Origin of the sequence: Aliiroseovarius crassostreae, from assembly GCF_025137635.1 — a bacterium.
Lineage (GTDB): Bacteria > Pseudomonadota > Alphaproteobacteria > Rhodobacterales > Rhodobacteraceae > Aliiroseovarius > Aliiroseovarius crassostreae.
Window position 1 is genome coordinate 1,938,737 of sequence record NZ_CP080772.1, and the last position, 21,928, is coordinate 1,960,664.

The window sequence follows — 21,928 nt, forward strand, 5'->3', positions numbered from 1 at the left end:
GCGCTGGCTGAAAAACTCCTGAAAGAATTGGCCGATAGCGTTCACGCAAGCCAATCACGCGGACGGGAGGAGACCGGCATGGATTTTGCGCTTTCCGAGGAACAGACCCTTATTTTCGACATGGCCAAGGGCTTTGGCGAGGAGCATATCGCCCCTCATGCCGAGGCGTGGGAGATCGAAGGCACCATTCCACGTGACCTTTGGAAAGGGCTGGCTGAGCTGGGGCTTGGCGGGGTGTATGTGTCAGAGGAATATGGTGGCTCGGGCCTGTCGCGTCTGGATGCAACGCTGGTGTTCGAGGCACTGGCGATGTCCTGCCCGTCGGTCGGTTCGCTTCTGTCGATCCACAATATGTGCGGCGGCATGATTGATAAATTCGGCACGCCCGAGGACAAGGCCAAGTGGCTGCCGGACCTGTGTTCGATGGAGAAGATCTTTTCCTATTGCCTGACTGAACCCGGTTCGGGCTCGGACGCGGCCGCGTTGAAAACCCGTGCCGAGAAGGTTGATGGCGGGTATCGGATGAATGGCAACAAGGCCTTCATTTCGGGCGGCAATTATTCGGATGTCTATGTGACCATGTGCCGGACCGGCGCGGATGGCCCCAAGGGGATTTCGACCCTGGTGGTGGAAAACGGCACACCGGGTCTGAGTTTCGGCGCCAATGAACGCAAGATGGGCTGGAAGGCGCAGCCGACCTCTCAGGTGCAGTTCGACGATTGTCTGGTGTCTGAGGAAAATCTGCTGGGGGAAGAGGGCAAGGGCTTTGCCTATGCGATGGCGGGGCTGGACGGGGGCCGCCTGAACATTTCGGCCGGGGCTCTTGGGGGCGCGCAGAAGGCGCTGGATCTGACGCTTCAGTATATGGGTGAGCGCAAGGCCTTTGGGAAGACTCTCGACCAGTTTCAGGCGCTGCAATTTCGGTTGGCGGAATATGAGACCCGGCTGCAGGCGGCGCGCATTTTCCTGCGCCAGGCGGCGTGGAAGCTGGACAATGGGGCGCATGATGCGTCGAAATTCTGCGCCATGGCCAAGCTGATGGTGACGGATGCCGCCTTTGACGTGGCCAATGGCTGTTTGCAGCTTCATGGGGGCTATGGCTATCTTTCGGATTATGGGATCGAGAAGATCGTGCGCGACCTGCGGGTGCATCAAATTCTTGAAGGGACCAATGAAATCATGCGGTTGATTGTCTCACGCCAGTTGCTCATCGAACGGGATCGGGGGTAAACCCTGTGCTTGACGGGGGCGTAAGGCCCGGACAACAAAGCAACAGGACAGACGGGCATATGACCGATATCACCACGCGACGGATAGGCAAGGCCGGGCGCATCACCCTTAACCGCCCCAAGGCGCTGAATGCCGTCACCCATGACATGTGCCGCGAAGTCGAGGGCGCGCTGGAGGTCTGGCGCGACGACGACGCGGTGGGCGTGATCATCATGGATGCGGCCGGTGAAAAGGCCTTTTCGGCCGGGGGCGATATTGCCGCGCTTTATGACAGCGGCATCCGGGGCGACTTTGCCTTTGGACAGGCCTTCTGGCGTGACGAATACCGGCTGAACGCCAAGCTGCGGGAATATCCCAAACCGATCATCAGCTTTCTGCACGGTCTGGTGCTGGGGGGCGGGGTTGGCCTTGGCTGCCACGGATCGCATCGGATTGTGGGCGAGACGAGCAAGATCTCAATGCCCGAATGCCTGATTGGCCTGGTGCCGGATGTGGGCGGTTCAATGATGCTGGCCAATGCACCGGGCTGGACCGGGCTTTATGCAGGCCTGACCGGGACACGCCTGAAAGCGGGGGATGCAATTGCCCTTGGCTTTGCGGATCTGTTCATTCCCGAGGCGGACTGGCCTGCCCTGATAGAGACACTTGAGGCAACCGGTGATGTGACCTGCCTGACCGCGGCAGCCCAGCCTGCCCCCGAAGGCCCTGTAATGGCCGCAAGGTCCGACATTGACGCGCTGTTTGATGCCCCCACCCTGCCCCTGCTGCTTGCGCGGTTGCGCAGGGCAGAGGGAGACTTGGCGCGCGCAGCGCTGCAGGTCATCGAGGGGGCCTCTCCGCTGGCGCTGGCGTACACGATCTGGATGCTGCATCAGCTCAGAGGCAACCGCAATCTGCGCGACGCGTTGCAGCTGGAATACCGCTTTACCGCGCGGGCCATGGAACATGGGGATTTCATCGAGGGTATTCGTGCCGCGATCATCGACAAGGACCGCAGCCCGCGCTGGAAACATGACATCGACGCCCTGCCAGAACAGGATCTTGCCATCATGCAGGCCGATCTGGGCGCGTTGGAACTGACATTCTGAGGAGGAAAAACATGAAAATCGGATTTATCGGATTAGGCAATATGGGCGGCCCGATGGCGGCCAACCTGGCGGGGGCCGGCCACGAGGTTGTCGGGTTCGACATGGCACCGGTCGACATCGAAGGCGTGACCATGGCGGCCTCGGGCGCAGAGGCCGCGACCGGTGCCGACGTGGTGGTCACCATGCTGCCCAATGGCCAGATCCTGCGGGCCGTTGCCAATGAGATCATCCCTGCGATGAGCGCAGGTGCGGCTTTTGTCGATTGCTCAACCGTGGATGTGGAAAGTGCCCGCGCGGTGGCGGAACAGGCGGTGGCGGCGGGGCTGCTCGCGGTGGACGCACCGGTTTCAGGCGGCGTTGGCGGGGCTGCGGGTGGCACGCTTACCTTCATGGCAGGCGGCTCGGATGATGCTTTTGCCAAGGCAGAGCCGCTGTTTGACATCATGGGGCAGAAAGCGGTGCATTGCGGGGCCTCCGGCGCCGGTCAGGCCGCTAAAATCTGCAACAACATGATCCTCGGCATCACCATGGTTGGCACCTGCGAAGCCTTTGCCCTGGCCGACAAGCTGGGTCTGGATCGCCAGAAAATGTTTGACGTGGTGTCGACCTCCTCTGGCTATAGCTGGACCATGAACGCCTATTGCCCCGCACCGGGTGTCGGGCCGCAATCCCCTGCGGACAATGATTACAAGCCGGGCTTTGCGGCAGAATTGATGCTGAAGGATTTGCGTCTGAGCCAGCAGGCTGCGGAAGCTGCGGATGCGGACACGCCGATGGGGCTGCGCGCCACCGAGCTTTACACCAGCTTTGTCGAGGACGAGGATGGGCAGGGCATGGATTTCTCGGCCATGCTGCCGCGGTTTGAAAAGCGCGGGCGCAACTGACATCGGCGACGAGGGGGCTCTGCCCCCTTCGAACCCCCGAGGTATTTTGGGCAAGAAAAAGGGGCGCGGTTTGGGGCTCTGTCTTTTACGGGGGCGGAGTTTTTAACAAGGTGTGACCATCTGCGCCATGTCGTTGCATCTGCAACATGGTAAAAAGAGATTACGAACTGTGGGAGGTTCGCATGAGCTGGACGCAGGACAGCGACGAGATGGCCGGGCTGGACGCCCCGGCCCGTGCTCTTTTGAACACGCTGGCCCCTTTGGATGTGCCCAAAGGGGCCATTCTGTTTGCACCGGGCGAAGCGGTGAAGGGCTATGTTGTCATGCTTTCGGGGCAGGTGGAAGTGAACCTGATCGGACCCAACGGGCGTGACATTCTGCTCTATCGTGTGGCCCCCGGTCAGAGCTGCATCCAGTCCACCCTGGGCCTTTTGGGCGGGGAGGAATACACCGCGGAGGCCATGGCCCAGAGCCCGTCCCGCCTTGTTCTCATTCCGAAAGATGTGTTTTTCGCGCTGATCGACAGCTCTCCCGGATTTCGCCGCCTCGTTTTCGGGGCGTTCGCGGAACGAATGCAGGCGATGATGCAACTGATCGAAAATGTCAGTTTCATGTCGGTGGAGGCGCGGCTTGCGACCTTGATCCTTGACCGGGCGGGGCCTGACAATTGCCTGAAAATGACGCAGGCCGAAATCGGACGCGCCATCGGCACGGCGCGCGAGGTGATCTCGCGTCGGCTTGACAGGCTGGCACAATCCGGGCTGGTGGCCCATGAACGCGGGGTTGTGACGGTTCTGGACCGAAAGGGGCTGGAAGAGATTTGCCGCGCCCCGGCATTCTGAGCAGGTTTTTTCCTCTCTGTGTGACAGGGTCACATGCCATGCCCGCCCCCCTCCTCTATCCTGATGCCAGATAGAACAGGAGACGTCTCATGACCAAGAATATCGGCGGCATCGACCGCATTATCCGAATCGCAATCGGCGCGGCCCTGATTGTCTGGGCCATCATGGGCGGCCCGATCTGGGCTTGGATCGGCATCGTGCCGATGGCCACCGCCATCTTGGGCTGGTGCCCGCCCTACGCTATTCTGGGCATTAAAACCTGCAAGATGAAACAATAAAGCTTTTTGCAACTTTTACACTGTATCCCTAGGGAAGTGTTGAGTTGTACCGCTGTGTTCACATTCCCAGACCACAGCTGAGTTTCAGTCTGTAAGTAGCCAGTCCGCAGGGGCCGCAAGTCGCGGCTCCTGTTTTTTGTGCGCGGCCCCTCCTGGGGAAATCATCTAGAAAGCGAAAAGGCGCAGGTCCGAAAACCCGCGCCTTTCTTCTTGGCTCAAATACTCCGGGGTAAGCGAGCTTGCCTCGCGAGGGGCAGAGCCCCTTCCCCGGGACATATCTACTTCGTTATGATCTCTGGCCCCATCAGCGTGGTCGGCAACCAGGTCGACAGGAACGGGATATAGGTCACCATGATCAGGAAGACGAACAGCACGGCCAGGAAGGGTGCAGCCGCCTTCACCACCTTCATCATCGGCATCCCGGCAACACCCGAGGTCACGAAGAGGTTCAGACCAACCGGCGGGGTGATCATGCCGATTTCCATGTTCACCACCATGATGATGCCCAGGTGGATCGGGTCCACACCCAGTTCGATGGCAATCGGGAACACCAGCGGTGCCACGATCACGATCAGGCCCGAGGGCTCCATGAACTGCCCGCCGATCAGCAGGATCACGTTGACGATGATCAGGAACATGATCTTGCCGAAACCAGCCGACAGCATCGCGCCTGCGATTTGCTGCGGGATCTGCTCGTCGGTTAGCACATGTTTCAGGATCAGCGCGTTGGCGATAATGAACATCAGCGTGATGGTCAGCTTGCCCGCGTCAAACAGCGTCTTGCGGGTGTCTTCGTGGAAAAACGCGGTGATCAGCGCCTGCGGGCGTTGGAACACGGTTTTCTTGCCATTACCCTTGTCCGCCAGCGGCCCCATATCGCGATAGATGAAGGTCGCCACGAGGAACGCATACACGGAGGCAACAGCCGCCGCTTCGGTGGGGGTGAAAAGCGCACCGGTGATGCCGGGGATGCCATAGATACCCACCATGATGATCACGATCAGCAACAGACCCCAGACCGCATCGCCAAAGCTCTCAAGCACTTCCTTGATGCCCGCGAACTCACCTTTCGGCATATTCTTGATCGTGGCGATCACGTAGATCGCGATCATCAGCATGACACCGGCCATGATGCCGGGAATAACGCCGGCCAGGAACATGCGGCCCACGGATACCTCAACGGCGGAGGCGTAAACCACCATCACGATCGAGGGCGGAATGAGGATGCCCAGCGTGCCCGCGTTACAGATCACACCGGCGGCGAAATCCTTGGTGTAGCCCACCTGGCGCATCGCCGCGATCACAATGGTCCCGATTGCCACCACGGTGGCGGGCGACGATCCGGAAAGGGCTGCAAACAGCATACAGGCAAACACACCCGCAATTGCCAGACCACCGCGCATATGGCCCACACAGGCAATCGAGAAGCGGATGATCCGCTGCGCCACGCCGCCGGTGGACATGAAGCTGGAGGCAAGGATGAAGAACGGAATGGCAAGAAGCGTATAATGCCCCGCTTCCGCTTGATAAAAGCTCTGCGCCACCGACGCGAGCGAGGTGTCGGAGAAGAGCAGCAGGAAGAGGATCGAGCTCATGCCCAGCGCCACCGCAATGGGCACGCCGATCATCAGAAACCCGATCACCATCAGAAAAAGAAAGACTACATCCATGGATCAGGTCCCCGGTTTTTGTGCGGCGTCATCGCCGTCATCATCATCATGTTGAAGCTGGTCGATTTCGTCTTCGACCTCGTGGCTTACGATCAGGCTGTCCTGACGCCCAGACCAGATCCGCAGGGTGGCCTGCAAGAACCGGAACAAAAGCAGCGCCATACCAATCGGCAGGATGGCATAGGGGATCACGCGTGGCAGCTTGTCATAGGCCTCACCCTGGTTGATCCAGCCTTCCAAAAAGCGCAGGAAATCGGGCATCGGCACCTGATCGGTGATATACCAGGCCTGGTCGCGGGTCTTTTCGAACCCGGTCGGGAACCAGCGCCCCGAGGTCCGGTCAAGCGCGGCATAAGGCGCCCAGTAATCCCACGCCCCCTTGAGCAGCAGGAAGGCATAGGCGATGCAGACCGCCGCTGCGATCAGCGCAACCGTCTTGCGGACCCCTGTGGGCAACACATTGGTCAGCGCGTCGACGCCCAGATGGGCCGTGATCTTGACCCCGTAGCTCACACCGAACAGCACAAGCCAGGCAAAGAGGATCAGCACCACCTCCAGCCCCCAGATGATCGAGCTGTTGAACACGTAGCGCAGTACCACGTTGGTGAAGGTGATCATGGTCATCAGGCCGAGCAGCACGGCAATCGCCGTCTCTTCGAAACCTGTTTTATGTGTGGATGAATGGCTCATTTCGCCCCCTTCTCGTCCCCGCTCACGGCCTGGCAACCCGGTTGAAACCCTCATTCCGGTCGATTGATTGCAGGCGGCTATGTCAGGATTTTGGGAAAACCCGGGGCCCATTTTCTGGACAGGCCCCGGATGTCACGCAGAAACTCGTAACACGTGAGTGGCTTAGTACATTGCGTTGGTTTTCTGTGCTTCAGCGATGTTCTCGGCGCCTACGTCACCTTCAAACTGTGCCCAAACCGGTTTCATGGCTTCGACCCAGGCCGCGCGCTGTTCGTCGGTCAGCTGGCGCACCACGCCACCGGCGTCGATGATCGACTGCTTGGCGGCCTCGTTCACGGCAAAGGCTTCGCCGTTGCGCTGCTGGGACACTTCTTTCAGGATCTGTGCCAGTTGGTCACGCACATCCCCCGGCAGGCCTTCCCACCAGTCCACATTGGTCACGACCAGATAGTCGATGATGCCGTGGTTGGTTTCGGTCACGCCGTCCTGCACCTCAAAGAATTTCTTGCCATAGATGTTCGACCAGGTGTTTTCCTGACCATCCACAACGCCGGTCTGCAGCGCGCCGTATACTTCTGAGAAGGCCATCGGCTGCGGGCTTGCCCCGATTGCTTCCATCTGTGCCACCAGCACGTCCGAGGTCTGCACGCGGAACTTCAGGCCTGCTGCGTCAGACGGCATTTCCAGCGGCTTGTTGGCCGAGAATTGTTTCAGACCATTGTGCCAGAACGCGAGGCCCAGAAGGCCACGACGGGTCATGGTTTCTTTCATCGCCTGACCGGTTTCCGACTGTTGGAACGCGTCCACCGCATCCATGTTCTTGAACATGAAGGGCAGGTCAAAGATGCGGAATTTCTTGGTGAAGGCTTCGAACTTCGACAGCGACGGGGCGGCCATCTGCACGTCACCCTGCAGCATCGCTTCCAGCACCTGGTTGTCGTTATAAAGGGTCGAGTTCGGGAACACCTCCATACAGGCTTTGCCGTTCATCTCGTCGTTCACGCGGCTCTCCAAGAGCGACGCGGCGATCCCCTTCGGGTGCTTGTCGGCATTGGTCACATGGCTGAACTTGATCACGATCTCACCGTCATCACAGGCGGCCTGCGCGGTGCCCATGGAAACGGTCAGAGCGAGGGCCGATACGGCCAGAGTAAGGAATTTCATAAGATGTCCTCCCAGACAGAATTGCTTCCTACATCCTGAAAACGGATGTTGCAGCCATTGGGGCATGGGGGGACGGACCTGCCAAGGGGAGAGGCAGAGGTTGCGCTAACGCTGAATTTTTACGTTATTTTTCATGAGATTGCCTGAGTTAATGGCAGATTGGGAATTGCGTGGGCTGGTCAAGTGGGCGAATTTCCACACAGGGCATTTTCAGTGTGTGCGGTTTTTCGCACATTGCGCGAGACCGGATCGGGCGAATCACCATGGCTTTTGCAGCAAACTGGAACGAATCAGCTCATCGTGGATGAGGTCGCATCGCATACCCAGTGGCCGGAATGAGCCCAGAGTGTCTATAACTCACATCTAATACCGGATGTATTTCCTCTCCATAGGTGTGTCCAAGGAAAATCGTGACATAGCTGCTTCGCCTTCACATATTAAGTTGACCAACGCCAGAAAGTTCATTCTGCAATTGACAAAAATTACAATGGTCCTAGTTTACGAAATGCGGAAGAATAGCCAAGATGGCATCTTCCGTGGTGAAGAGCTAAGGCATTGAAGAAACCTGTAGGCGGTGCCTGTGAAAAGGTTACAAACCTTCGCGACCAGTTCTCGAATTTTTCGAAAACTGGTTGTGAAATGTCAAAAAAACTACAAAAAATCCGAAATCAAAAATACGCTTCTCAAGATGGCCTCTGCTTTTATTGCAACCAGCCTATGTGGCTGGGGTCGTCAGAAAATTTCTGTTCGACTCATTCCATATCCAGGCGTTTGGCAAGTTTGTACCAATGCACTGCAGAACATTTAGTAGCCGCATCTGAAGGTGGGCCCACCTCTCCAACAAACATCGTGGCGGCCTGTAAATACTGTAACAGTACTCGCCATCGCGCAAAGCGACCCCTTTCACCGGATGCCTACAAAAATCAGGTGCGTAGCCGACTGAAGATGGGAAAGTGGCCTCAGTTGCACCCTCCCACTACTGCGCTCAACGGGCGCGGAAATTCGCGTTGGTGAACAAGCCCCAATTTTAACAACTCGCAGGATGGCAACAAATCGTCCGCAATCCGGGCAATCACCCCCGATAATCCTCCGCCCGAATCCCATGGCGGGTGAGCTTATCGTAAAAGGTCTTACGCGGGAGTTTCAGGTCGCGGGCCGCCGCCGTGGCGCCGCCGCCGTGTCGCCGCAGGGCTTCGATCAGCAGGGTGCGTTCCACTTGGGCGAGCTGCTGGGCAAGGCCCGGGCGTTCGCCCTCACCATCCTCCACGTCGCCCAAGCCTAATCCCATGGCAAAGCGCATCGCCGTGTTCATCAGCGCCCGCGCATTGCCCGGCCAATCCTGCGCCATCAGTTGCGAGATCACCTCCTGGCTGATTTCCGGCGGGGTCAGTGCCGCCTGTTCGCTGGCGATCGACACATAATGGCGAAACAGAACCGGAATATCGTCCTTGCGTTCGCGAATGGCCGGGATACGCACGCGCAGCACGTCGAGCTTGTAGAAAAGATCCGGGTTGAACCGGCCTTCCGCGACCTCCGCGGCCAGATCGCGATAAGTGCCCACCACCACACGGGTCTGCCCCTGTTTTTCCAACAGGTCCAAAAGCGCAAACTGCGTCGATGGGTCCAGAGCGGCAATCTCATCGAGGAACAATGTCCCCCCTTCGGCCCGCTCATACGCCTCCGCCAACCCCTCCGGCGTCAGCCCCGCCGCCGGGCGTTTCACCAAGGGCCGCATCGCCCCTGCGGAAAGAAGATGCACCACCTCGCCCACCTTGGCAGTGCCCGATCCCGGCTCGCCGCAGATCAACACTTCGGCCTGCATCTTGGCCACCGCCCGCACCCGCGCCCGAAGCTCCTCGGCCAGCACGCTTTCGCCAAACAAAAGACGTGACGCGGCATCGCCCTTTTCCAGCGAATGTTTCAGCGCACGGTTTTCAAGGATCAGCGAGCGCGTCGCCAGGGCGCGCTCCACCACCGAAAGGAACACATTGGTATCACAGGGTTTTTCCAGAAAATCAAAGGCGCCGGCGGTCATGCCCCGCACCGCCATCGGAATGTCACCTTCGCCGGTCAGCAAGATCACCGGCAGGTCGCCATCCACCCCCTGCACCCAATCAAGAAGCTGGAACCCATCCTTGCCCGGCATCCGGATATCGCTGACCACCACGCCCGCAAAATCGCGCGCCACATGGTCTTTCGCCTCGATGTAGCTGCCCGCCAGCACCGCGTCATACCCCGCCAGTTCCAGCGTCTGACCCAGTGCCTCGCGCACCATCGCATCATCATCTACAAGCAGCACCTGCGTGGTCATGCACCCTCCTCCCATCGGTCGAGTTCCACGGTGAACACCGCACCCTGATCACTGTTGCGGCCCCGAATGTCGCCGCCGAAACTTTGCACCAGACCATAAGAGATCGACAGGCCGAGGCCCATCCCTTCCTCGCCCACTTCCTTGGTCGTGTAAAAGGGTTCGAAAATCTTGTCCGGGTCCGCGATGCCGGGGCCGGTGTCGCAGACACTGACGCTGATACGGTCCGCGCGGGTCAGCTCAAGGGTGATTTCCCGGCGCTCCTGTCCGATCATGGCATCCGCGGCGTTGTTGATCAGATTGACGAATACCTGCCCAAGCCGCACCTCTCCGCCGCGCACGAACACCGGGCCTGACGGGCGGGCCCAGCGCAGCGCCACCCCTTCTGCGCGCAGCCGCGCACCGGTCAGATCCACAGCGGTATCAAGGACATGCACAATGTCGATCCGTCCCAGGGGTTCGCTTTCATTGCGGGCAAAGGCGCGCAGGTTCTTGATGATCCGGTCCATCCGCCCCGCCAGTTCCGAAATCCGCCCCAGATTGACGCCCGCCTGTTCCGGCGCGCCCCGGTTGAGGAATTCCGTGCCATTGTCGGCAAAGCTGCGAATGGCCATCAGCGGCTGGTTAAGCTCATGGCTGATCCCGGCTGACATCTGCCCCAAAGCCGACAGTTTGCCCGCCTGAACCAGATCCGCCTGGGCCTGGCGCAGGTGGTCATTGGCCTCGCGCAAGGCACGGGTGCGCGCGGCGACCCGCGCCTCAAGCCGCGCATTCACCGCCGCTTCCACCGACAGGCGATCAGACAGGGCACGGCGCCGCTCCGCCAGCACCAAAAGCACCGCACCGAAGACGAGAAAGACCGCCACCGCCACGGCGGCCTGCTGGCTTGCGGTGCGAATGGTCGGAGAGGTGTCGAGCAGGATCTCTCCGGTCATGTCAATCACCGGCAAATCGGCCGCCAGATGCAACGCATGTCCGGGCAGATAGGGGCCGCCGCTCAGCGACCAGATGTCATGACCAAACCAGCGGGTCTTGCTGTGATCCGGAAACCCCTCATCGCCGAACCGGTTTGTCAGCGTCAGTTCAGAGCGGTTGGTCACAAAAACCTGTCCCTGATCATTGACGAAATAGACCGCGGCGGCGCTGGTTGGCCAGTTCTGTTCAAAAAGCCAGATATCAACCTCGGCGACAACGGCGCCACGCGCAGGCCCCGGCCCCGCAAAAACCGGCGCCGCAAAGGAGAACATACGCCGGGTCATGCCGTTGGTCGCCAAACGCGTCCCATTTGCCCGGCCCAGCGCCCCGTTCAAAGCACGCGCCAGCGGGGCTGTTTTCGGATCCGGCGCTGAGGCACCCGGTTTGGTGGTGGCCAGAACCTGCCCGTCACGATCCACAAGGGTGATCGCCGCAGCACCGGTCTTGTCCACCATCTCACGCAGCAGGTCCGATGCGTCCCTGGCCCCCCCCTGCCCCTTGAGCCGTGCCACCATCTCCGGGTGATCGGCCAGCAGAACCGCCAGTTCACGATAGCGCAGCAGGTGGCGGGTCAGGCGGTCCGAGGCCAGCGTCAGGTCGATACGCCCCCGTTCTTCCAATGCCGTCAACGCAGATTGCCACGAAACAAGCCAGACCCCTGCTGAAAACAGCAAAGCCGTCACAAGAAAGGCAAGAACCCATATGGATCGCAAAGACTTGACCATGAGCGGAGCATAGAAACGCAGCTGCCACTTGACCACCCGGTTTCATTTTTTTGCTGGTCATCTGCGCGGCCCGACCGGCGTCCGCCCCCCCCTGCTGCCTGACCGGCATGGCCTCGCGTCGCTCGGCAGCTTTCTTGCCTTCGGCGAAGGTATTTGCGGCAAGAAAAAAGAGAGGGGGGCCCTCTCTTTCAAAGCTGCTGCTTTTTCCTTGCGCGGTCATCGGCGCCTCCGCCTGTACCGCGCACCCATTTTGTCAGCTGAAGGTTAACAATTCATTGCGCCTTTTTCTTGCTCAAAATACCTCGGGGTGAGGGCCCTCTTGCAAAGAGGGGCCGAGGGGCAGCGCCCCTTCCAGGCTTCAGACCGGCAATTCAGTGGAGAACTTGATCTCTTCCATCGACAAAAGCGCGGTCACATTGAAAATCTTCACCTCGGAAATCAGCGCCTGATAAAATTCGTCATAGGCGCGGGCGTTTTTCACGCGCACTTTGAGAATATAGTCGATCTCACCGGCAAGCCGGTGCGCTTCCATCACCTCGGGGCGTTCCCTGAGGGCTTTCAGGAATTTGTTCTGCCAGTCCGCTTCATGCTCGGCGGTGCGGATCAGCACAAAAAAACAGGCCTCAAACCCAAGGCTTTCCGCGTCCAGGATCACGGTGTTCTGGCCGATCATGCCAGCTTCGCGCATCTTGCGGATCCGATTCCAAACGGGTGTCTTTGACGACCCCACTTTGCGTGCAATCACGTCGAGCGACTGACCTGCATCGCTTTGCAGCTCGCGCAGGATTTTCTTGTCGATTTCATCGAGCCGAACGGACATTCCGGTTTTTCCTCTTTTTCAGGTCCAGCGTTCCATGCGGCGCCCAAAGGGGAACAATTTTCCTTATCTACCGCAGGTGAGTGCCATTTATCGGGAAAATGTCCTATATAACCCGAGAATGCAACAGGAAAGGACTGGCCATGCCGCGCCCGTTTACACCCAAAATTGTGACCGCAAATGATCTTGTGACCGGCGATGTGATCTATCTCGCCGAAGATGGCAGCTGGGTGCGTGACATGTGTATGGCCGTTTTGCTGGACGAAGAAGACGTGGCAAATGCCCGTCTGGCGGAGGCCGTGGCCCAGCCGCATATCACCGTCGGGGCCTATCTGGCCGATGCCAAACGGGGCGAGAAGGGCCCTGAACCCATCCATTTCCGCGAAGCGTTCCGGGCGCGTGGCCCGTCGAACCGGCTTCATGGCAAACAGGAACGCGCAGAAGAGGTGCACGCAAATGTATGATTACGCTGATTTCGACAACGCCTTTGTCCGCAACCGCACCGCGCAGTTCCGCAAGCAGGTGGAGCGTCGTATTTCGGGCGCGCTGACCGAAGACGAGTTCCGCCCCCTGCGCCTGATGAATGGCGTGTATCTGCAGCTGCATGCCTATATGCTGCGGGTGGCCATTCCCTATGGCACGCTGGTCTCTGCCCAGATGCGTCAGCTCGCCTATCTGGCAGAGCGGTTCGACAAGGGGTATGGCCATTTCACCACCCGTCAGAACATCCAGTATAACTGGCCGCAGCTGACGGATATTCCCGATATGCTGGAAGCTCTGGCTGACGTGCGCATGCACGCGATCCAGACCTCGGGCAACACCATTCGTAACGTGACCGCGGATCATTTCGCGGGCGCAGCGGCGGATGAGATCGCAGATCCGCGTCCCACGGCCGAACTCATCCGCCAATGGTCCACCGACCACCCGGAATTCCAGTTCCTGCCACGCAAGTTCAAGCTGGCCGTGACCGGGTCAACGGCGGATCGCGCCGTGACCAAGGCACATGATATTGGCATCCGGATTGTCGAACGCTCGGGCGAAATCGGCTATCAGATCATCGTCGGCGGCGGTCTGGGCCGCACCCCGATCATTGGTCAGGTGCTGAATGAGTTCCTGCCGCAGGCGGACCTGCTGCCTTATCTCGAGGCCATCGTCAGCGTTTACAACGTGCTGGGCCGTCGCGACAACAAATACAAGGCGCGCATCAAGATCACCACAATGGAAAACGGGATCGAGAAGATCCGCGCCCTTGTGGATGAGAAATTCGCCCAGATCCGCCCGCAATTCACCGGCGTGGATCAGGAGCATTTCGCACGCATTCAGGCCAGCTTTCCGCAGCCTGAGCTGAAATCCCGCGACACCGGCGCCTTTGACGCCGCCTATGCAACCGACCCCGGCTTTCGCAGCTTTGCCGACACCAACCTGTCCGCGCATCGCCACCCGGAACATGCGATCGTGACCATCTCGCTCAAGGCGCATGGGGCCACCCCCGGTGACGCCACCGCCGAGCAGATGCGCGTGATCGCCGATCTGGGTGAGCAATTCAGCCATGATGATATCCGCATCAGCCATGAGCAGAACGTGATCTTGCCGCATGTGCACAAGTCGGACCTGCCGGCGCTTTATGCCACGCTGCGCGCCCATGGTCTGGCGACGGCCAATGCCGGGCTGATTTCGGACATTATCGCCTGCCCTGGCATGGATTACTGCGCGCTGGCCACGGCCCGCGCCATCCCGGTGGCACAGAACATTGCCGAACGGTTTGACGAATTGAAGCTGGAACATGAGATTGGCGAACTCAAGATCAAGATCTCGGGCTGCATCAATGCCTGCGGGCACCACCACCTGGGCCATATCGGCATTCTGGGGCTGGATCGCGCCGGCGTTGAAAACTACCAGATCACCCTTGGCGGTGACGGCGGGGCAGACACGGTGATCGGCAAGCGTGCCGGGCCGGGCTTCTCTTATGACGAGATTGTTCCGGCGATCGAACGGATCCTGCTGGCCTATCTGGACCTGCGCGAAAGTGACGAGGAAACCTTCCTCGAGGCCTTCCGCCGTCTGGGGGAGGCCCCGTTCAAGGCCGCGCTCTATCCGGAAGGGAAAAGCCATGCCGCTTGAAGCCCCCCTCGCCCCTCTTGAAGAGCGCGTGGCCGATCTGAACGCGCGCTACAAGCACCATTCCGCCACGCAGGTGGTGCGCGATGCACTGGCTGCCCCGGAAATCGGTCCGCTGGCCATGGTCTCGAGCTTCGGCGCGGAAAGCGTTGTGCTGCTCCATATGGTGGCGCTGGCTGATCGCACCACCCCGGTGATTTTTCTGGACACGCAGATGCTGTTTCAGGAGACGCTCGACTATCAGGTTGAGGTCAGCGAAAAGCTGGGCCTGACCGATGTGCGCGTCATTCACCCGGATGCCGATCAGGTGTTCAAGCGTGACCCGGACAACATCCTGCATCTGGCCGATACCGACGCCTGCTGCAACCTGCGCAAGGTGGAGCCGCTGGCCAATGCCATCGCACCCTTTGACGGCTGGATCACCGGGCGCAAACGCTTTCAGGGTGGCAAACGGGTCGATCTGCAGTTTTTCGAGATCGAAAACGGTCGGGTCAAGGTCAACCCGCTGGCCCATTGGGCGCCGGAAGACGTGCAGGAATACATGATCAACAACCGCCTGCCCCGCCACCCGCTGGTCAGCCGCGGCTTTCCCTCGATCGGCTGCGCCCCCTGCACATCCGAGGTGAAACCGGGTGAGGACCCGCGGGCGGGCCGCTGGCGCGGTGCGGAGAAAACAGAATGCGGCATCCATTTCGTGGATGGCAAGATGGTTCGGATTGGAGCTGAACAATGACTGTGATTGTACGTGATGAGGGCTTTACCCCGGAAACCTGGGACTACGGCTTTGCCCCGGCCGGGGAGCGCGCCGCCAATGACGCGCGCGGGCTGGACCTGGCATCGGACACCGATCCGGCGGAGCTTGGCCACCTGATGCTTGGTGTCGAAGCGATCCGTATCGACTTTCCGTCCTTTGCCGATGGGCGCGGCTTCACCCTTGCCCGCCAGCTGCGCAACCTGGGGTTCCAGGGGCGTCTGCGCGCGGCAGGCCACGTGATCAGCGACCAATATGCCATGGCCCGCCGCTCCGGTTTCGACGAGGTGGAAATCTCGGACGAGCTGGCGGCCCGCCAGCCGGAACAGGAATGGGTCTATCGCGCGGACTGGCGCGCCTATGACTATAGGTCGCGGCTGATGGGGGCGGCTTCGGCCTAGACCCTTCCTCGCACAGAACATATATAGCAACATGAAAGGCCGGGGTGTTTTGCCCCGGTAAAGCTCATGAATGAAGTGACCGCCGTTATGGATGCCGAAACCAAAGCAAGACCCGTGCCCACCCTGCCCGATGCGCAGACCGTGACCGAGGTGAAACATTACACCGACCGCCTGTTCAGCTTCCGCTGCACGCGCCCTGCAAGCTTGCGCTTCCGCTCGGGCGAGTTTGTGATGATCGGGCTGATGGGCGACCCGGATCCCAAGACCGGCAAGCAAAAGCCGCTTCTGCGCGCCTATTCGATTGCCTCCCCCAGCTGGGACGAGGAGATGGAGTTCTACTCGATCAAGGTGCAGGACGGCCCGCTGACCTCCAAACTGCAGCACATCCAGCCCGGCGACGAGGTGATCCTGCGCCCGAAACCGGTGGGCACGCTGGTGCATGATGCGCTGATCCCCGGCAAACGGATCTGGTTCTTTGCCACCGGCACCGGCTTTGCGCCCTTCGCATCGCTTCTGCGCGAACCGCAGACCTATGAGGATTACGACGAGGTGATCATCACCCATACCTGCCGCGAAGTGGGGGAGCTGACCTATGGCCGTGACCTGATCGAGGCGCTGAAAGACGATGAGCTCCTGAACGAGGTGATCGGCGAAGGCTTCTGGAAGAAGATCAAATACTACCCGACCACCACCCGCGAAGAGAGCCCCAAGATGGGCCGCATCACCGACCTGATGCGCTCGGGCGAGGCGTTCAAGGATCTGGGTGTGGAGCCGATCTGCCCGAAAAACGATCGTGCGATGATCTGTGGCAACCTCGCCTTCAACCTCGAACTGAAAGAGATGTTGGAGGAATACGGTCTGACCGAGGGGGCAAATTCCAAACCCGCAGAATACGTGGTGGAAAAGGCGTTCCTTGATTAAGGGGAATTCGAAGAACTCACCGATAAGGCGCAGGGGATTGGCACAATCCCCGAGAGCCGCCAAGTTCGAAAGCACAGCTTTCGCACAACAGGTGACAGGCGAATGCGCAGCAATCGCCGAGAACCGCGCAGGCACAGAATAACAAAGGGACAGCCGGGCGCTGTCCCTTTTTTCGTTGGACCGACCCGCGTTCCGGCTGACCCTGCCGAAACGCCCCAGCATAAAGAACACCGGCCGGGAGAGACGCTTTTGCTCCGCCAACAAAAAACGCCCCGCAAAAGCGAGGCGTTTTCAATCGAACATGATCTGGTGGGCGCTTATTTCGGCACCGGTCCGATCATCATCACCATCTGGCGGCCTTCCATCTTCGGCATATTTTCAACCTTGCCGATTTCCTTGATGTCCTCAGCCACACGCTCCAAAAGCTCACGCCCAAGGTTCTGGTGTGCCATTTCACGACCGCGGAAGCGCAGGGTCACTTTGACCTTGTCGCCTTTTTCCAGGAATTTCACCACGTTGCGCATCTTGACGTCATAATCATGAGTGTCGGTGTTCGGACGGAACTTGACCTCTTTGACTTCGATCGTCTTTTGCTTCTTGCGCGCCTCGGCCTCGCGTTTCTGGGTTTCGTATTTGAACTTGCCGAAATCCATGATCTTGCACACGGGCGGCACGGCGTTGGGCGAAATCTCGACGAGGTCCAGCCCCGCCTGCTCTGCCAGTTCCATGCCTCGTGACGGGGGCACAACGCCCACGTTTTCGCCGTCAGCTCCGATCAGGCGAATTTCAGGGGCACGGATACGTTCGTTGATCCGTGGGCCAGTGTCGCGCTGCGGGGGCGCATTATGAGGTCTGCGGGCTATTGTGCCATTCCTTCTGAAGTTTCAAATCTCTCTGGTTGCGAAAGGTAAAGGCGGGAACCCGCGCTTTCAAGCTGAAAACGCGCGGGTTTTCGCGTTTTGACGTCGCATTCGCGAAACTCCCCTTGAGCGCGAGACCCAAATGGCCCATTTCACCCCTGTCGCCGGACAAACCGGCCAAGTACCACCGTTCCAAATCCAGGATTTCGAGGAAGATTTAAATGAACAAGTCCCTGATCGCCATCGTCATCGCCGCCGTTGCCGCCTTTGGCGGGTATAAGTGGTATCAGAACTCACAGGCCGAAACCGCCGCGCAGCAAGAAGCCGCCGCACAGGCAGAAGCTGCCGAGAAGGCCGCCGCCGAAGCCAAGGCACAGGAAGAGGCTGCTGCCGCAGAAGCCGCCAAGGCTGCTGAAGAGGCTGCCGCTGCTGCTGCCAAAGCCGCCGAAGAAGCTGCCGCTGAGGCCGCATCTGCTGCCGCCGCGGTCACCGAGGCCGCAACCGAAGCCGCAAGCAATGCCGTCGAAGGCGCCATGGAAGCTGTGGGCGACGCAGTGACCGAGGTTGTCGGGGAAAGCGAAGCCGTGACCGGCGCCCTTGGCGCAGCCACCCAGGCCGCAACCGACGCCGTGACCGGTGCGGTTGAAGGCGCCATGGAAAACGTCACCGGTGCCGCCACCGAAACCGCTGCAGAGACAGCAAATGCCGCAAGCGGCGCAACCGAAGCGGCAACTGAAGCAGCAACCGAAGCCGCCGCAGAAAGCGCGCCCAACGCCGTGCTGACCCCGCAAGGCTTTGACGCTGGCAAAGTGGCTGAGATGATCGACGGGTCCTCGCTGAGCGATGTGCAGAAACTGGCGCTGAAAACCGCCGTTCAGCAGGCCGCCAACAACCCGGAACTGCTGAGCGCCACGCTTGATCAGGTGAAAGCCGCTCTGGGCATGTAAGCCCGGGCCGATGGGGTCCCCCATCCAAGCCGCACAAAACGCCGCGCCTTTCGCGCGGCGTTTTTCTTTGCACCTTGTCCTGCCGCCGCAAAACGCATTAGCTGACACCATGGAAACCCTGTCTTTTCTCTTTGTTCCCCTATCCCTTCTGGCCACGGCCGTGATGGCCGCCTCTGCCGCAATTCAGGCCCATCGCGCCCATATGGACCCGTTTGGGGCCATTGTTCTGGCCATTGCCACGGCGATGGGGGGCGGCACCCTGCGCGACCTGTTTCTTGGGTTGACCCCGGTCTTTTGGCTGCGGGATGAACGGTTTTTAGCGGTGGTGGTTCCGGTTGCCCTGATCAGCTTTTTCATCGCCACCCGCATGTCGGCCGGCAATGGGCGGCGGTTTCAGGTGCTGATGCACCTGGATGCAATCGGGCTGGCGCTTTTTACGCTGACCGGTGTTCAGGTGGCGCTGGATGCGGGGATTTCACCGCTTCTGGCCATTGTTATCGGATGCATCACCGGCACGGCGGGCGGGATGATCCGCGACCTGCTGTGCAACATGACCCCCAGCCTGTTGAAAGAGGACCTTTACGCCACGCTTTCCCTTGCCGGGGGCGGGATCTACCTTCTGCTTTTGGGGCGGATGGAGGAAAGCATGGCCGCGACAGTCAGCTTTGCCCTGATCCTGCTGGCACGCATTGTGGTGCTGCGCCGCATCCCGCCGTCACCTGCGTGACAATCGACGGCGGGCCACCAGCTCCGCCAGAATCGACACGGCAATTTCCGCAGGTCCCACCGCGCCGATATCCAGCCCGACCGGGCCATGGATACGGGACAGGTTTTCAGCAGAAACACCGCGCGCGGCCAGCCGCTCCAGCCGCTGCACCTGGGTGCGTTTCGACCCGAGGCTACCGATATAAAACGCCTCGGACCCGAGGGCTGCGTCAAGTGCGGGATCGTCAATCTTGGGATCATGGGCCAGCGTGACCAGGGCCGTATGCGCATCAAGCCCAATCGCGGGCAACACATCCTCCGGGAAATCCACGTGAAGCGCCACGCCGGGAAACCGATCTTCCGTGGCAAAGGCGCTGCGCGGGTCGATCAGGGCAATGTCATATCCCACCGCCTGCACCATCGGGATCAGCGCCTGCGCCACATGCACGGCCCCGACGATCACCAGCCGCAAGGGCGGACGGTGGAGATGCGTGAAGCACGCCCCCTCAAGTCCCGTCACATCCTCCGGGTCCGCCACGGCAATCTGGCGGGACCAGTCCCAGACCCCAACCCGATAGGCAAGCGGTGCGCGCGAGGACCGTGCCGTGACGATCTGTTCCAGCATCGCGGGCGACAGTCCCTGCCCCGCCCCCTGCGCACCAACCGGTTCGACCAGCACCGTGATCTCCCCCCCGCAGGCCAGCCCGGCGGCAAACGCATCCTCACTGGAGACGCCGAAAGTAAGCAGCCGGGGACGGCCCTGCCCGATCGCCTCCTGCGCGGCGACCACCACCGCGGCTTCCACACAGCCCCCGGAAACCGAGCCTTCGATGGCGCCGTCCAGCGCCACCACCATCTGGCTGCCGACAGGACGTGGCGCACTGCCCCAGGTGGCGGCAACGGTGGCAATCGCCACGGCGCGATCCGCGCGGTGCCATTCGAGGGCGATTTCAGGGATGCGATCAAATCGGCTGGGGGTCATGCGGGCCTCTTCAGGTAGACTTGCTGACAAATTATATGCAAAATGTCACAGCTTCAAGCTCGCAAAGAAAAAGGCCGCGGCAGAACCGCGACCTTTCTGACCCGTCCGAAGGGACGTCTCGGGACAGGATCATTCAGCCGGTTGCACCTCGGCTTCCTGCCCTCGCGGTGCCTCGGGCACCACAAAGGCGATCACGATAAACAAAAGCCCCAGCGCGATGCCAAGAACATCGCCGGGAAGCGCGGTCAGCCCGTCATATTTGGCGCCCGGCACCGTGCCCAGGGTCACTTTCCCCCCGGCAATCGCGTCAAGCAGCCCGGTGGCTTTCACCGATGGGTAGGTGATCATGTAGGCCGCCGCGCCCAAGAGCCCACCCAGAATGAAAAACAGCGCATCTTTCCGGCCCGTGGCCGCCGCGCACACACCGGTGCCGGGGCAAAACCCGGACATTGCCCAGCCCGCACCGAGCAGCAGCCCACCGACAAACACGCCCAGATAGGCGGTTTTCACCGACATGTGCCCGACGTCAATCAGCCCCACCATCTGCCCGCCGAACATCAGGATCGACCCGACCCCGATGGCCAGCAGGATGGCTTTCATCAAGCCCAGCGCGCGCAGGCTCAGCATACGGATCAGCACGGTCGGGTTGGTGGCCCCGATGCGGTCCAGCACAAAGCCAAACAACGCACCAATCACAAGAGCAAGTATGATCTGCATGGCTTATCCTTTCTTATACATCAGCATGGCCACGGGCACCGCGGCAGCAAAGGCCCCGGCAGCAAAGATATAGCCCGACAGCGCCGTCTGCATCATGCCGGACATCATGTGGCCCGAGGTGCAGCCGCCTGCCAGCCGCGCCCCGTAAAGCACGACAAACCCGCCCACCAGGGCGATGGCATACCGCGTCACCGGCGTGTCGCCAAAATTGTCATAATGGATCGCAGGCAGCGTGTTCTCATCCTTGCCATTGCCGCCCCGCAGAAGCATCGACAGGGCCGCCCCGGCCATCATCGCCACCACGAAAACAAAGCTGTAATTCAGCGGGTTCGCCACGGATTTGGCATATTTCCCACCGGATTTCGCAAGATAGGCGTTGGTCGAGCTGTATCCATCTTCGGTTTGCGTCACCAACTCACTGTTCACGGCGTCACCGACAATGCCGTTCAGGATCACGAATTGCGTCGATACGCCAATGGGTTTGACCAGAGCGACGGCGAGGAAGAACACAAGGCCCAGCGCCACCCCTCCGAGTTTCCAGTTCATGCGCATGGCATCCTCACTTTCATATATTCATATGTTTTTATTATTTCGATTTTACCCGTGCGTCAATGCACCCTTCCGGGCAAACTCTCCCCATCACACCAGCTGCCATACCTCAGGGCGGGCTGCGGCAGGAGGAGCACAGGAACTGTTTATCTATTTGCATAAGTTGACGAATTTTCGCCGCTCTGACAGAAATACGGAAACAATATTAAGGATTTTGCGCGATAAGCATGAAATCCCCGGAAAACGGCCCAAAAGTTGCCACAACAGGCCGTCAACAGGCAGTGTAATGACCAAGTATTCTCTTTT

Annotated in this window: 24 protein-coding genes; 14 read left to right on the top strand and 10 right to left on the bottom strand. The window is 60.1% G+C overall.

Annotation, left to right across the window (positions count from 1 at the left end; translation table 11 throughout):
- Positions 1-78 precede the first annotated feature (78 nt).
- The 5 genes from K3J57_RS09215 (at position 79) to K3J57_RS09235 (ending at position 4,322) form a co-directional block, all read left to right on the top strand.
- Complete coding sequence (locus K3J57_RS09215; protein ID WP_259795513.1) at positions 79-1,230, top strand: acyl-CoA dehydrogenase family protein; 1,152 nt, start codon at positions 79-81, stop codon at positions 1,228-1,230.
- Between the two features lie 59 nt (positions 1,231-1,289).
- Positions 1,290-2,318 (top strand): enoyl-CoA hydratase/isomerase family protein, encoded by a 1,029-nt coding sequence (locus K3J57_RS09220; RefSeq protein WP_259790926.1) that lies wholly within the window; start codon positions 1,290-1,292, stop codon positions 2,316-2,318.
- Positions 2,319-2,329: 11 nt separating this feature from the next.
- Positions 2,330-3,202: a 3-hydroxyisobutyrate dehydrogenase gene (mmsB, locus tag K3J57_RS09225; RefSeq protein WP_259783852.1), complete on the top strand. Its 873-nt coding sequence runs from the start codon at positions 2,330-2,332 to the stop codon at positions 3,200-3,202.
- Between the two features lie 182 nt (positions 3,203-3,384).
- Positions 3,385-4,044, top strand: a complete 660-nt coding sequence (locus tag K3J57_RS09230; protein ID WP_259783854.1) for a Crp/Fnr family transcriptional regulator — start codon at positions 3,385-3,387, stop codon at positions 4,042-4,044.
- A gap of 89 nt (positions 4,045-4,133) precedes the next feature.
- A complete protein-coding gene (locus K3J57_RS09235) occupies positions 4,134-4,322 on the top strand; it encodes a YgaP family membrane protein (RefSeq protein WP_173486610.1) in 189 nt (62 codons plus the stop codon).
- Positions 4,323-4,600: 278 nt separating this feature from the next.
- Here the strand turns inward: K3J57_RS09235 and K3J57_RS09240 are convergent, their stop codons facing one another.
- The 3 genes from K3J57_RS09240 to K3J57_RS09250 form a co-directional block, all read right to left on the bottom strand.
- Positions 4,601-5,992: a TRAP transporter large permease gene (locus K3J57_RS09240; protein WP_259774184.1), complete on the bottom strand. Its 1,392-nt coding sequence runs from the start codon at positions 5,990-5,992 to the stop codon at positions 4,601-4,603.
- A 3-nt stretch (positions 5,993-5,995) separates the two neighbouring features.
- On the bottom strand, positions 5,996-6,682 hold the full coding sequence (locus K3J57_RS09245) for a TRAP transporter small permease (RefSeq protein WP_259783856.1): 687 nt from the start codon (positions 6,680-6,682) through the stop codon (positions 5,996-5,998).
- A 162-nt stretch (positions 6,683-6,844) separates the two neighbouring features.
- The gene (locus K3J57_RS09250; protein ID WP_259795518.1) at positions 6,845-7,846 is read right to left on the bottom strand and encodes a DctP family TRAP transporter solute-binding subunit; all 1,002 of its coding nucleotides are present in this window, start codon (positions 7,844-7,846) and stop codon (positions 6,845-6,847) included.
- Between the two features lie 717 nt (positions 7,847-8,563).
- Between K3J57_RS09250 and K3J57_RS16090 the strand changes: the two genes are divergently transcribed.
- A complete protein-coding gene (locus K3J57_RS16090) occupies positions 8,564-8,860 on the top strand; it encodes an HNH endonuclease (RefSeq protein ID WP_375542839.1) in 297 nt (98 codons plus the stop codon).
- 58 nt (positions 8,861-8,918) lie between these two features.
- Here K3J57_RS16090 and K3J57_RS09255 read toward each other — a convergent pair whose 3' ends face one another.
- The gene (locus K3J57_RS09255; RefSeq protein WP_259777951.1) at positions 8,919-10,157 is read right to left on the bottom strand and encodes a sigma-54-dependent transcriptional regulator; all 1,239 of its coding nucleotides are present in this window, start codon (positions 10,155-10,157) and stop codon (positions 8,919-8,921) included.
- Positions 10,154-11,854: a sensor histidine kinase gene (locus K3J57_RS09260; protein WP_259795520.1), complete on the bottom strand. Its 1,701-nt coding sequence runs from the start codon at positions 11,852-11,854 to the stop codon at positions 10,154-10,156. Before K3J57_RS09260 ends, K3J57_RS09255 begins: the two co-directional genes overlap by 4 nt.
- 28 nt (positions 11,855-11,882) lie before the next feature.
- On the opposite strand from K3J57_RS09260, the gene K3J57_RS09265 reads away from it, so the two are divergent.
- On the top strand, positions 11,883-12,122 hold the full coding sequence (locus K3J57_RS09265; RefSeq protein ID WP_259795523.1) for a hypothetical protein: 240 nt from the start codon (positions 11,883-11,885) through the stop codon (positions 12,120-12,122).
- A gap of 90 nt (positions 12,123-12,212) precedes the next feature.
- Here K3J57_RS09265 and K3J57_RS09270 read toward each other — a convergent pair whose 3' ends face one another.
- A complete protein-coding gene (locus tag K3J57_RS09270; RefSeq protein ID WP_055189564.1) occupies positions 12,213-12,674 on the bottom strand; it encodes an Lrp/AsnC family transcriptional regulator in 462 nt (153 codons plus the stop codon).
- 140 nt (positions 12,675-12,814) lie between these two features.
- Between K3J57_RS09270 and K3J57_RS09275 the strand changes: the two genes are divergently transcribed.
- The 5 genes from K3J57_RS09275 (at position 12,815) to K3J57_RS09295 (ending at position 16,862) form a co-directional block, all read left to right on the top strand.
- Positions 12,815-13,135 carry a DUF2849 domain-containing protein gene (locus K3J57_RS09275; protein WP_259775523.1) on the top strand — a complete coding sequence of 107 codons (321 nt, stop codon included), beginning with the start codon at positions 12,815-12,817 and terminating at the stop codon, positions 13,133-13,135.
- A complete protein-coding gene (locus K3J57_RS09280) occupies positions 13,128-14,792 on the top strand; it encodes a nitrite/sulfite reductase (RefSeq protein ID WP_259795526.1) in 1,665 nt (554 codons plus the stop codon). The genes K3J57_RS09275 and K3J57_RS09280 overlap by 8 nt, the downstream gene beginning before the upstream one ends.
- Positions 14,782-15,522: a phosphoadenylyl-sulfate reductase gene (locus K3J57_RS09285; RefSeq protein ID WP_259795529.1), complete on the top strand. Its 741-nt coding sequence runs from the start codon at positions 14,782-14,784 to the stop codon at positions 15,520-15,522. Before K3J57_RS09280 ends, K3J57_RS09285 begins: the two co-directional genes overlap by 11 nt.
- Positions 15,519-15,941, top strand: coding sequence for a DUF934 domain-containing protein (locus K3J57_RS09290; RefSeq protein ID WP_055189572.1), 423 nt, complete (start codon positions 15,519-15,521; stop codon positions 15,939-15,941). The genes K3J57_RS09285 and K3J57_RS09290 overlap by 4 nt, the downstream gene beginning before the upstream one ends.
- A 66-nt stretch (positions 15,942-16,007) precedes the next feature.
- Positions 16,008-16,862 (top strand): ferredoxin--NADP reductase, encoded by an 855-nt coding sequence (locus K3J57_RS09295; protein WP_055189575.1) that lies wholly within the window; start codon positions 16,008-16,010, stop codon positions 16,860-16,862.
- A gap of 317 nt (positions 16,863-17,179) precedes the next feature.
- Here the strand turns inward: K3J57_RS09295 and infC are convergent, their stop codons facing one another.
- Positions 17,180-17,725 carry a translation initiation factor IF-3 gene (gene infC / locus K3J57_RS09300; protein WP_259774844.1) on the bottom strand — a complete coding sequence of 182 codons (546 nt, stop codon included), beginning with the start codon at positions 17,723-17,725 and terminating at the stop codon, positions 17,180-17,182.
- Between the two features lie 218 nt (positions 17,726-17,943).
- Here infC and K3J57_RS09305 point away from each other — a divergent pair, with 218 nt between their 5' ends.
- Both K3J57_RS09305 and K3J57_RS09310 read left to right on the top strand, forming a co-directional pair.
- On the top strand, positions 17,944-18,669 hold the full coding sequence (locus K3J57_RS09305) for a translation initiation factor 3 (protein ID WP_259795530.1): 726 nt from the start codon (positions 17,944-17,946) through the stop codon (positions 18,667-18,669).
- A gap of 109 nt (positions 18,670-18,778) precedes the next feature.
- Positions 18,779-19,396: a trimeric intracellular cation channel family protein gene (locus K3J57_RS09310; protein ID WP_259795533.1), complete on the top strand. Its 618-nt coding sequence runs from the start codon at positions 18,779-18,781 to the stop codon at positions 19,394-19,396.
- Here the strand turns inward: K3J57_RS09310 and K3J57_RS09315 are convergent.
- From K3J57_RS09315 to K3J57_RS09325, 3 genes are all read right to left on the bottom strand, one after another.
- Positions 19,385-20,356, bottom strand: a complete 972-nt coding sequence (locus K3J57_RS09315) for an XdhC family protein (protein ID WP_259795536.1) — start codon at positions 20,354-20,356, stop codon at positions 19,385-19,387. The genes K3J57_RS09310 and K3J57_RS09315 overlap by 12 nt on opposite strands.
- Before the next feature lie 129 nt (positions 20,357-20,485).
- Positions 20,486-21,073: a DUF6691 family protein gene (locus K3J57_RS09320; RefSeq protein ID WP_259775528.1), complete on the bottom strand. Its 588-nt coding sequence runs from the start codon at positions 21,071-21,073 to the stop codon at positions 20,486-20,488.
- A gap of 3 nt (positions 21,074-21,076) precedes the next feature.
- Positions 21,077-21,619: a YeeE/YedE thiosulfate transporter family protein gene (locus K3J57_RS09325; RefSeq protein ID WP_259783897.1), complete on the bottom strand. Its 543-nt coding sequence runs from the start codon at positions 21,617-21,619 to the stop codon at positions 21,077-21,079.
- Positions 21,620-21,928: the final 309 nt, after the last annotated feature.

Coding starts and splice junctions, on each gene's coding strand:
- K3J57_RS09215 (WP_259795513.1), top strand. CDS start 79: ATGGATTTTGCGCTTTCCGAGGAACAGACCCTTATTTTCGACATGGCC.
- K3J57_RS09220 (WP_259790926.1), top strand. CDS start 1,290: ATGACCGATATCACCACGCGACGGATAGGCAAGGCCGGGCGCATCACC.
- mmsB (WP_259783852.1), top strand. CDS start 2,330: ATGAAAATCGGATTTATCGGATTAGGCAATATGGGCGGCCCGATGGCG.
- K3J57_RS09230 (WP_259783854.1), top strand. CDS start 3,385: ATGAGCTGGACGCAGGACAGCGACGAGATGGCCGGGCTGGACGCCCCG.
- K3J57_RS09235 (WP_173486610.1), top strand. CDS start 4,134: ATGACCAAGAATATCGGCGGCATCGACCGCATTATCCGAATCGCAATC.
- K3J57_RS09240 (WP_259774184.1), bottom strand. CDS start 5,992: ATGGATGTAGTCTTTCTTTTTCTGATGGTGATCGGGTTTCTGATGATC.
- K3J57_RS09245 (WP_259783856.1), bottom strand. CDS start 6,682: ATGAGCCATTCATCCACACATAAAACAGGTTTCGAAGAGACGGCGATT.
- K3J57_RS09250 (WP_259795518.1), bottom strand. CDS start 7,846: ATGAAATTCCTTACTCTGGCCGTATCGGCCCTCGCTCTGACCGTTTCC.
- K3J57_RS16090 (WP_375542839.1), top strand. CDS start 8,564: ATGTGGCTGGGGTCGTCAGAAAATTTCTGTTCGACTCATTCCATATCC.
- K3J57_RS09255 (WP_259777951.1), bottom strand. CDS start 10,157: ATGACCACGCAGGTGCTGCTTGTAGATGATGATGCGATGGTGCGCGAG.
- K3J57_RS09260 (WP_259795520.1), bottom strand. CDS start 11,854: ATGGTCAAGTCTTTGCGATCCATATGGGTTCTTGCCTTTCTTGTGACG.
- K3J57_RS09270 (WP_055189564.1), bottom strand. CDS start 12,674: ATGTCCGTTCGGCTCGATGAAATCGACAAGAAAATCCTGCGCGAGCTG.
- K3J57_RS09275 (WP_259775523.1), top strand. CDS start 12,815: ATGCCGCGCCCGTTTACACCCAAAATTGTGACCGCAAATGATCTTGTG.
- K3J57_RS09280 (WP_259795526.1), top strand. CDS start 13,128: ATGTATGATTACGCTGATTTCGACAACGCCTTTGTCCGCAACCGCACC.
- K3J57_RS09285 (WP_259795529.1), top strand. CDS start 14,782: ATGCCGCTTGAAGCCCCCCTCGCCCCTCTTGAAGAGCGCGTGGCCGAT.
- K3J57_RS09290 (WP_055189572.1), top strand. CDS start 15,519: ATGACTGTGATTGTACGTGATGAGGGCTTTACCCCGGAAACCTGGGAC.
- K3J57_RS09295 (WP_055189575.1), top strand. CDS start 16,008: ATGAATGAAGTGACCGCCGTTATGGATGCCGAAACCAAAGCAAGACCC.
- K3J57_RS09305 (WP_259795530.1), top strand. CDS start 17,944: ATGAACAAGTCCCTGATCGCCATCGTCATCGCCGCCGTTGCCGCCTTT.
- K3J57_RS09310 (WP_259795533.1), top strand. CDS start 18,779: ATGGAAACCCTGTCTTTTCTCTTTGTTCCCCTATCCCTTCTGGCCACG.
- K3J57_RS09315 (WP_259795536.1), bottom strand. CDS start 20,356: ATGACCCCCAGCCGATTTGATCGCATCCCTGAAATCGCCCTCGAATGG.
- K3J57_RS09320 (WP_259775528.1), bottom strand. CDS start 21,073: ATGCAGATCATACTTGCTCTTGTGATTGGTGCGTTGTTTGGCTTTGTG.
- K3J57_RS09325 (WP_259783897.1), bottom strand. CDS start 21,619: ATGAACTGGAAACTCGGAGGGGTGGCGCTGGGCCTTGTGTTCTTCCTC.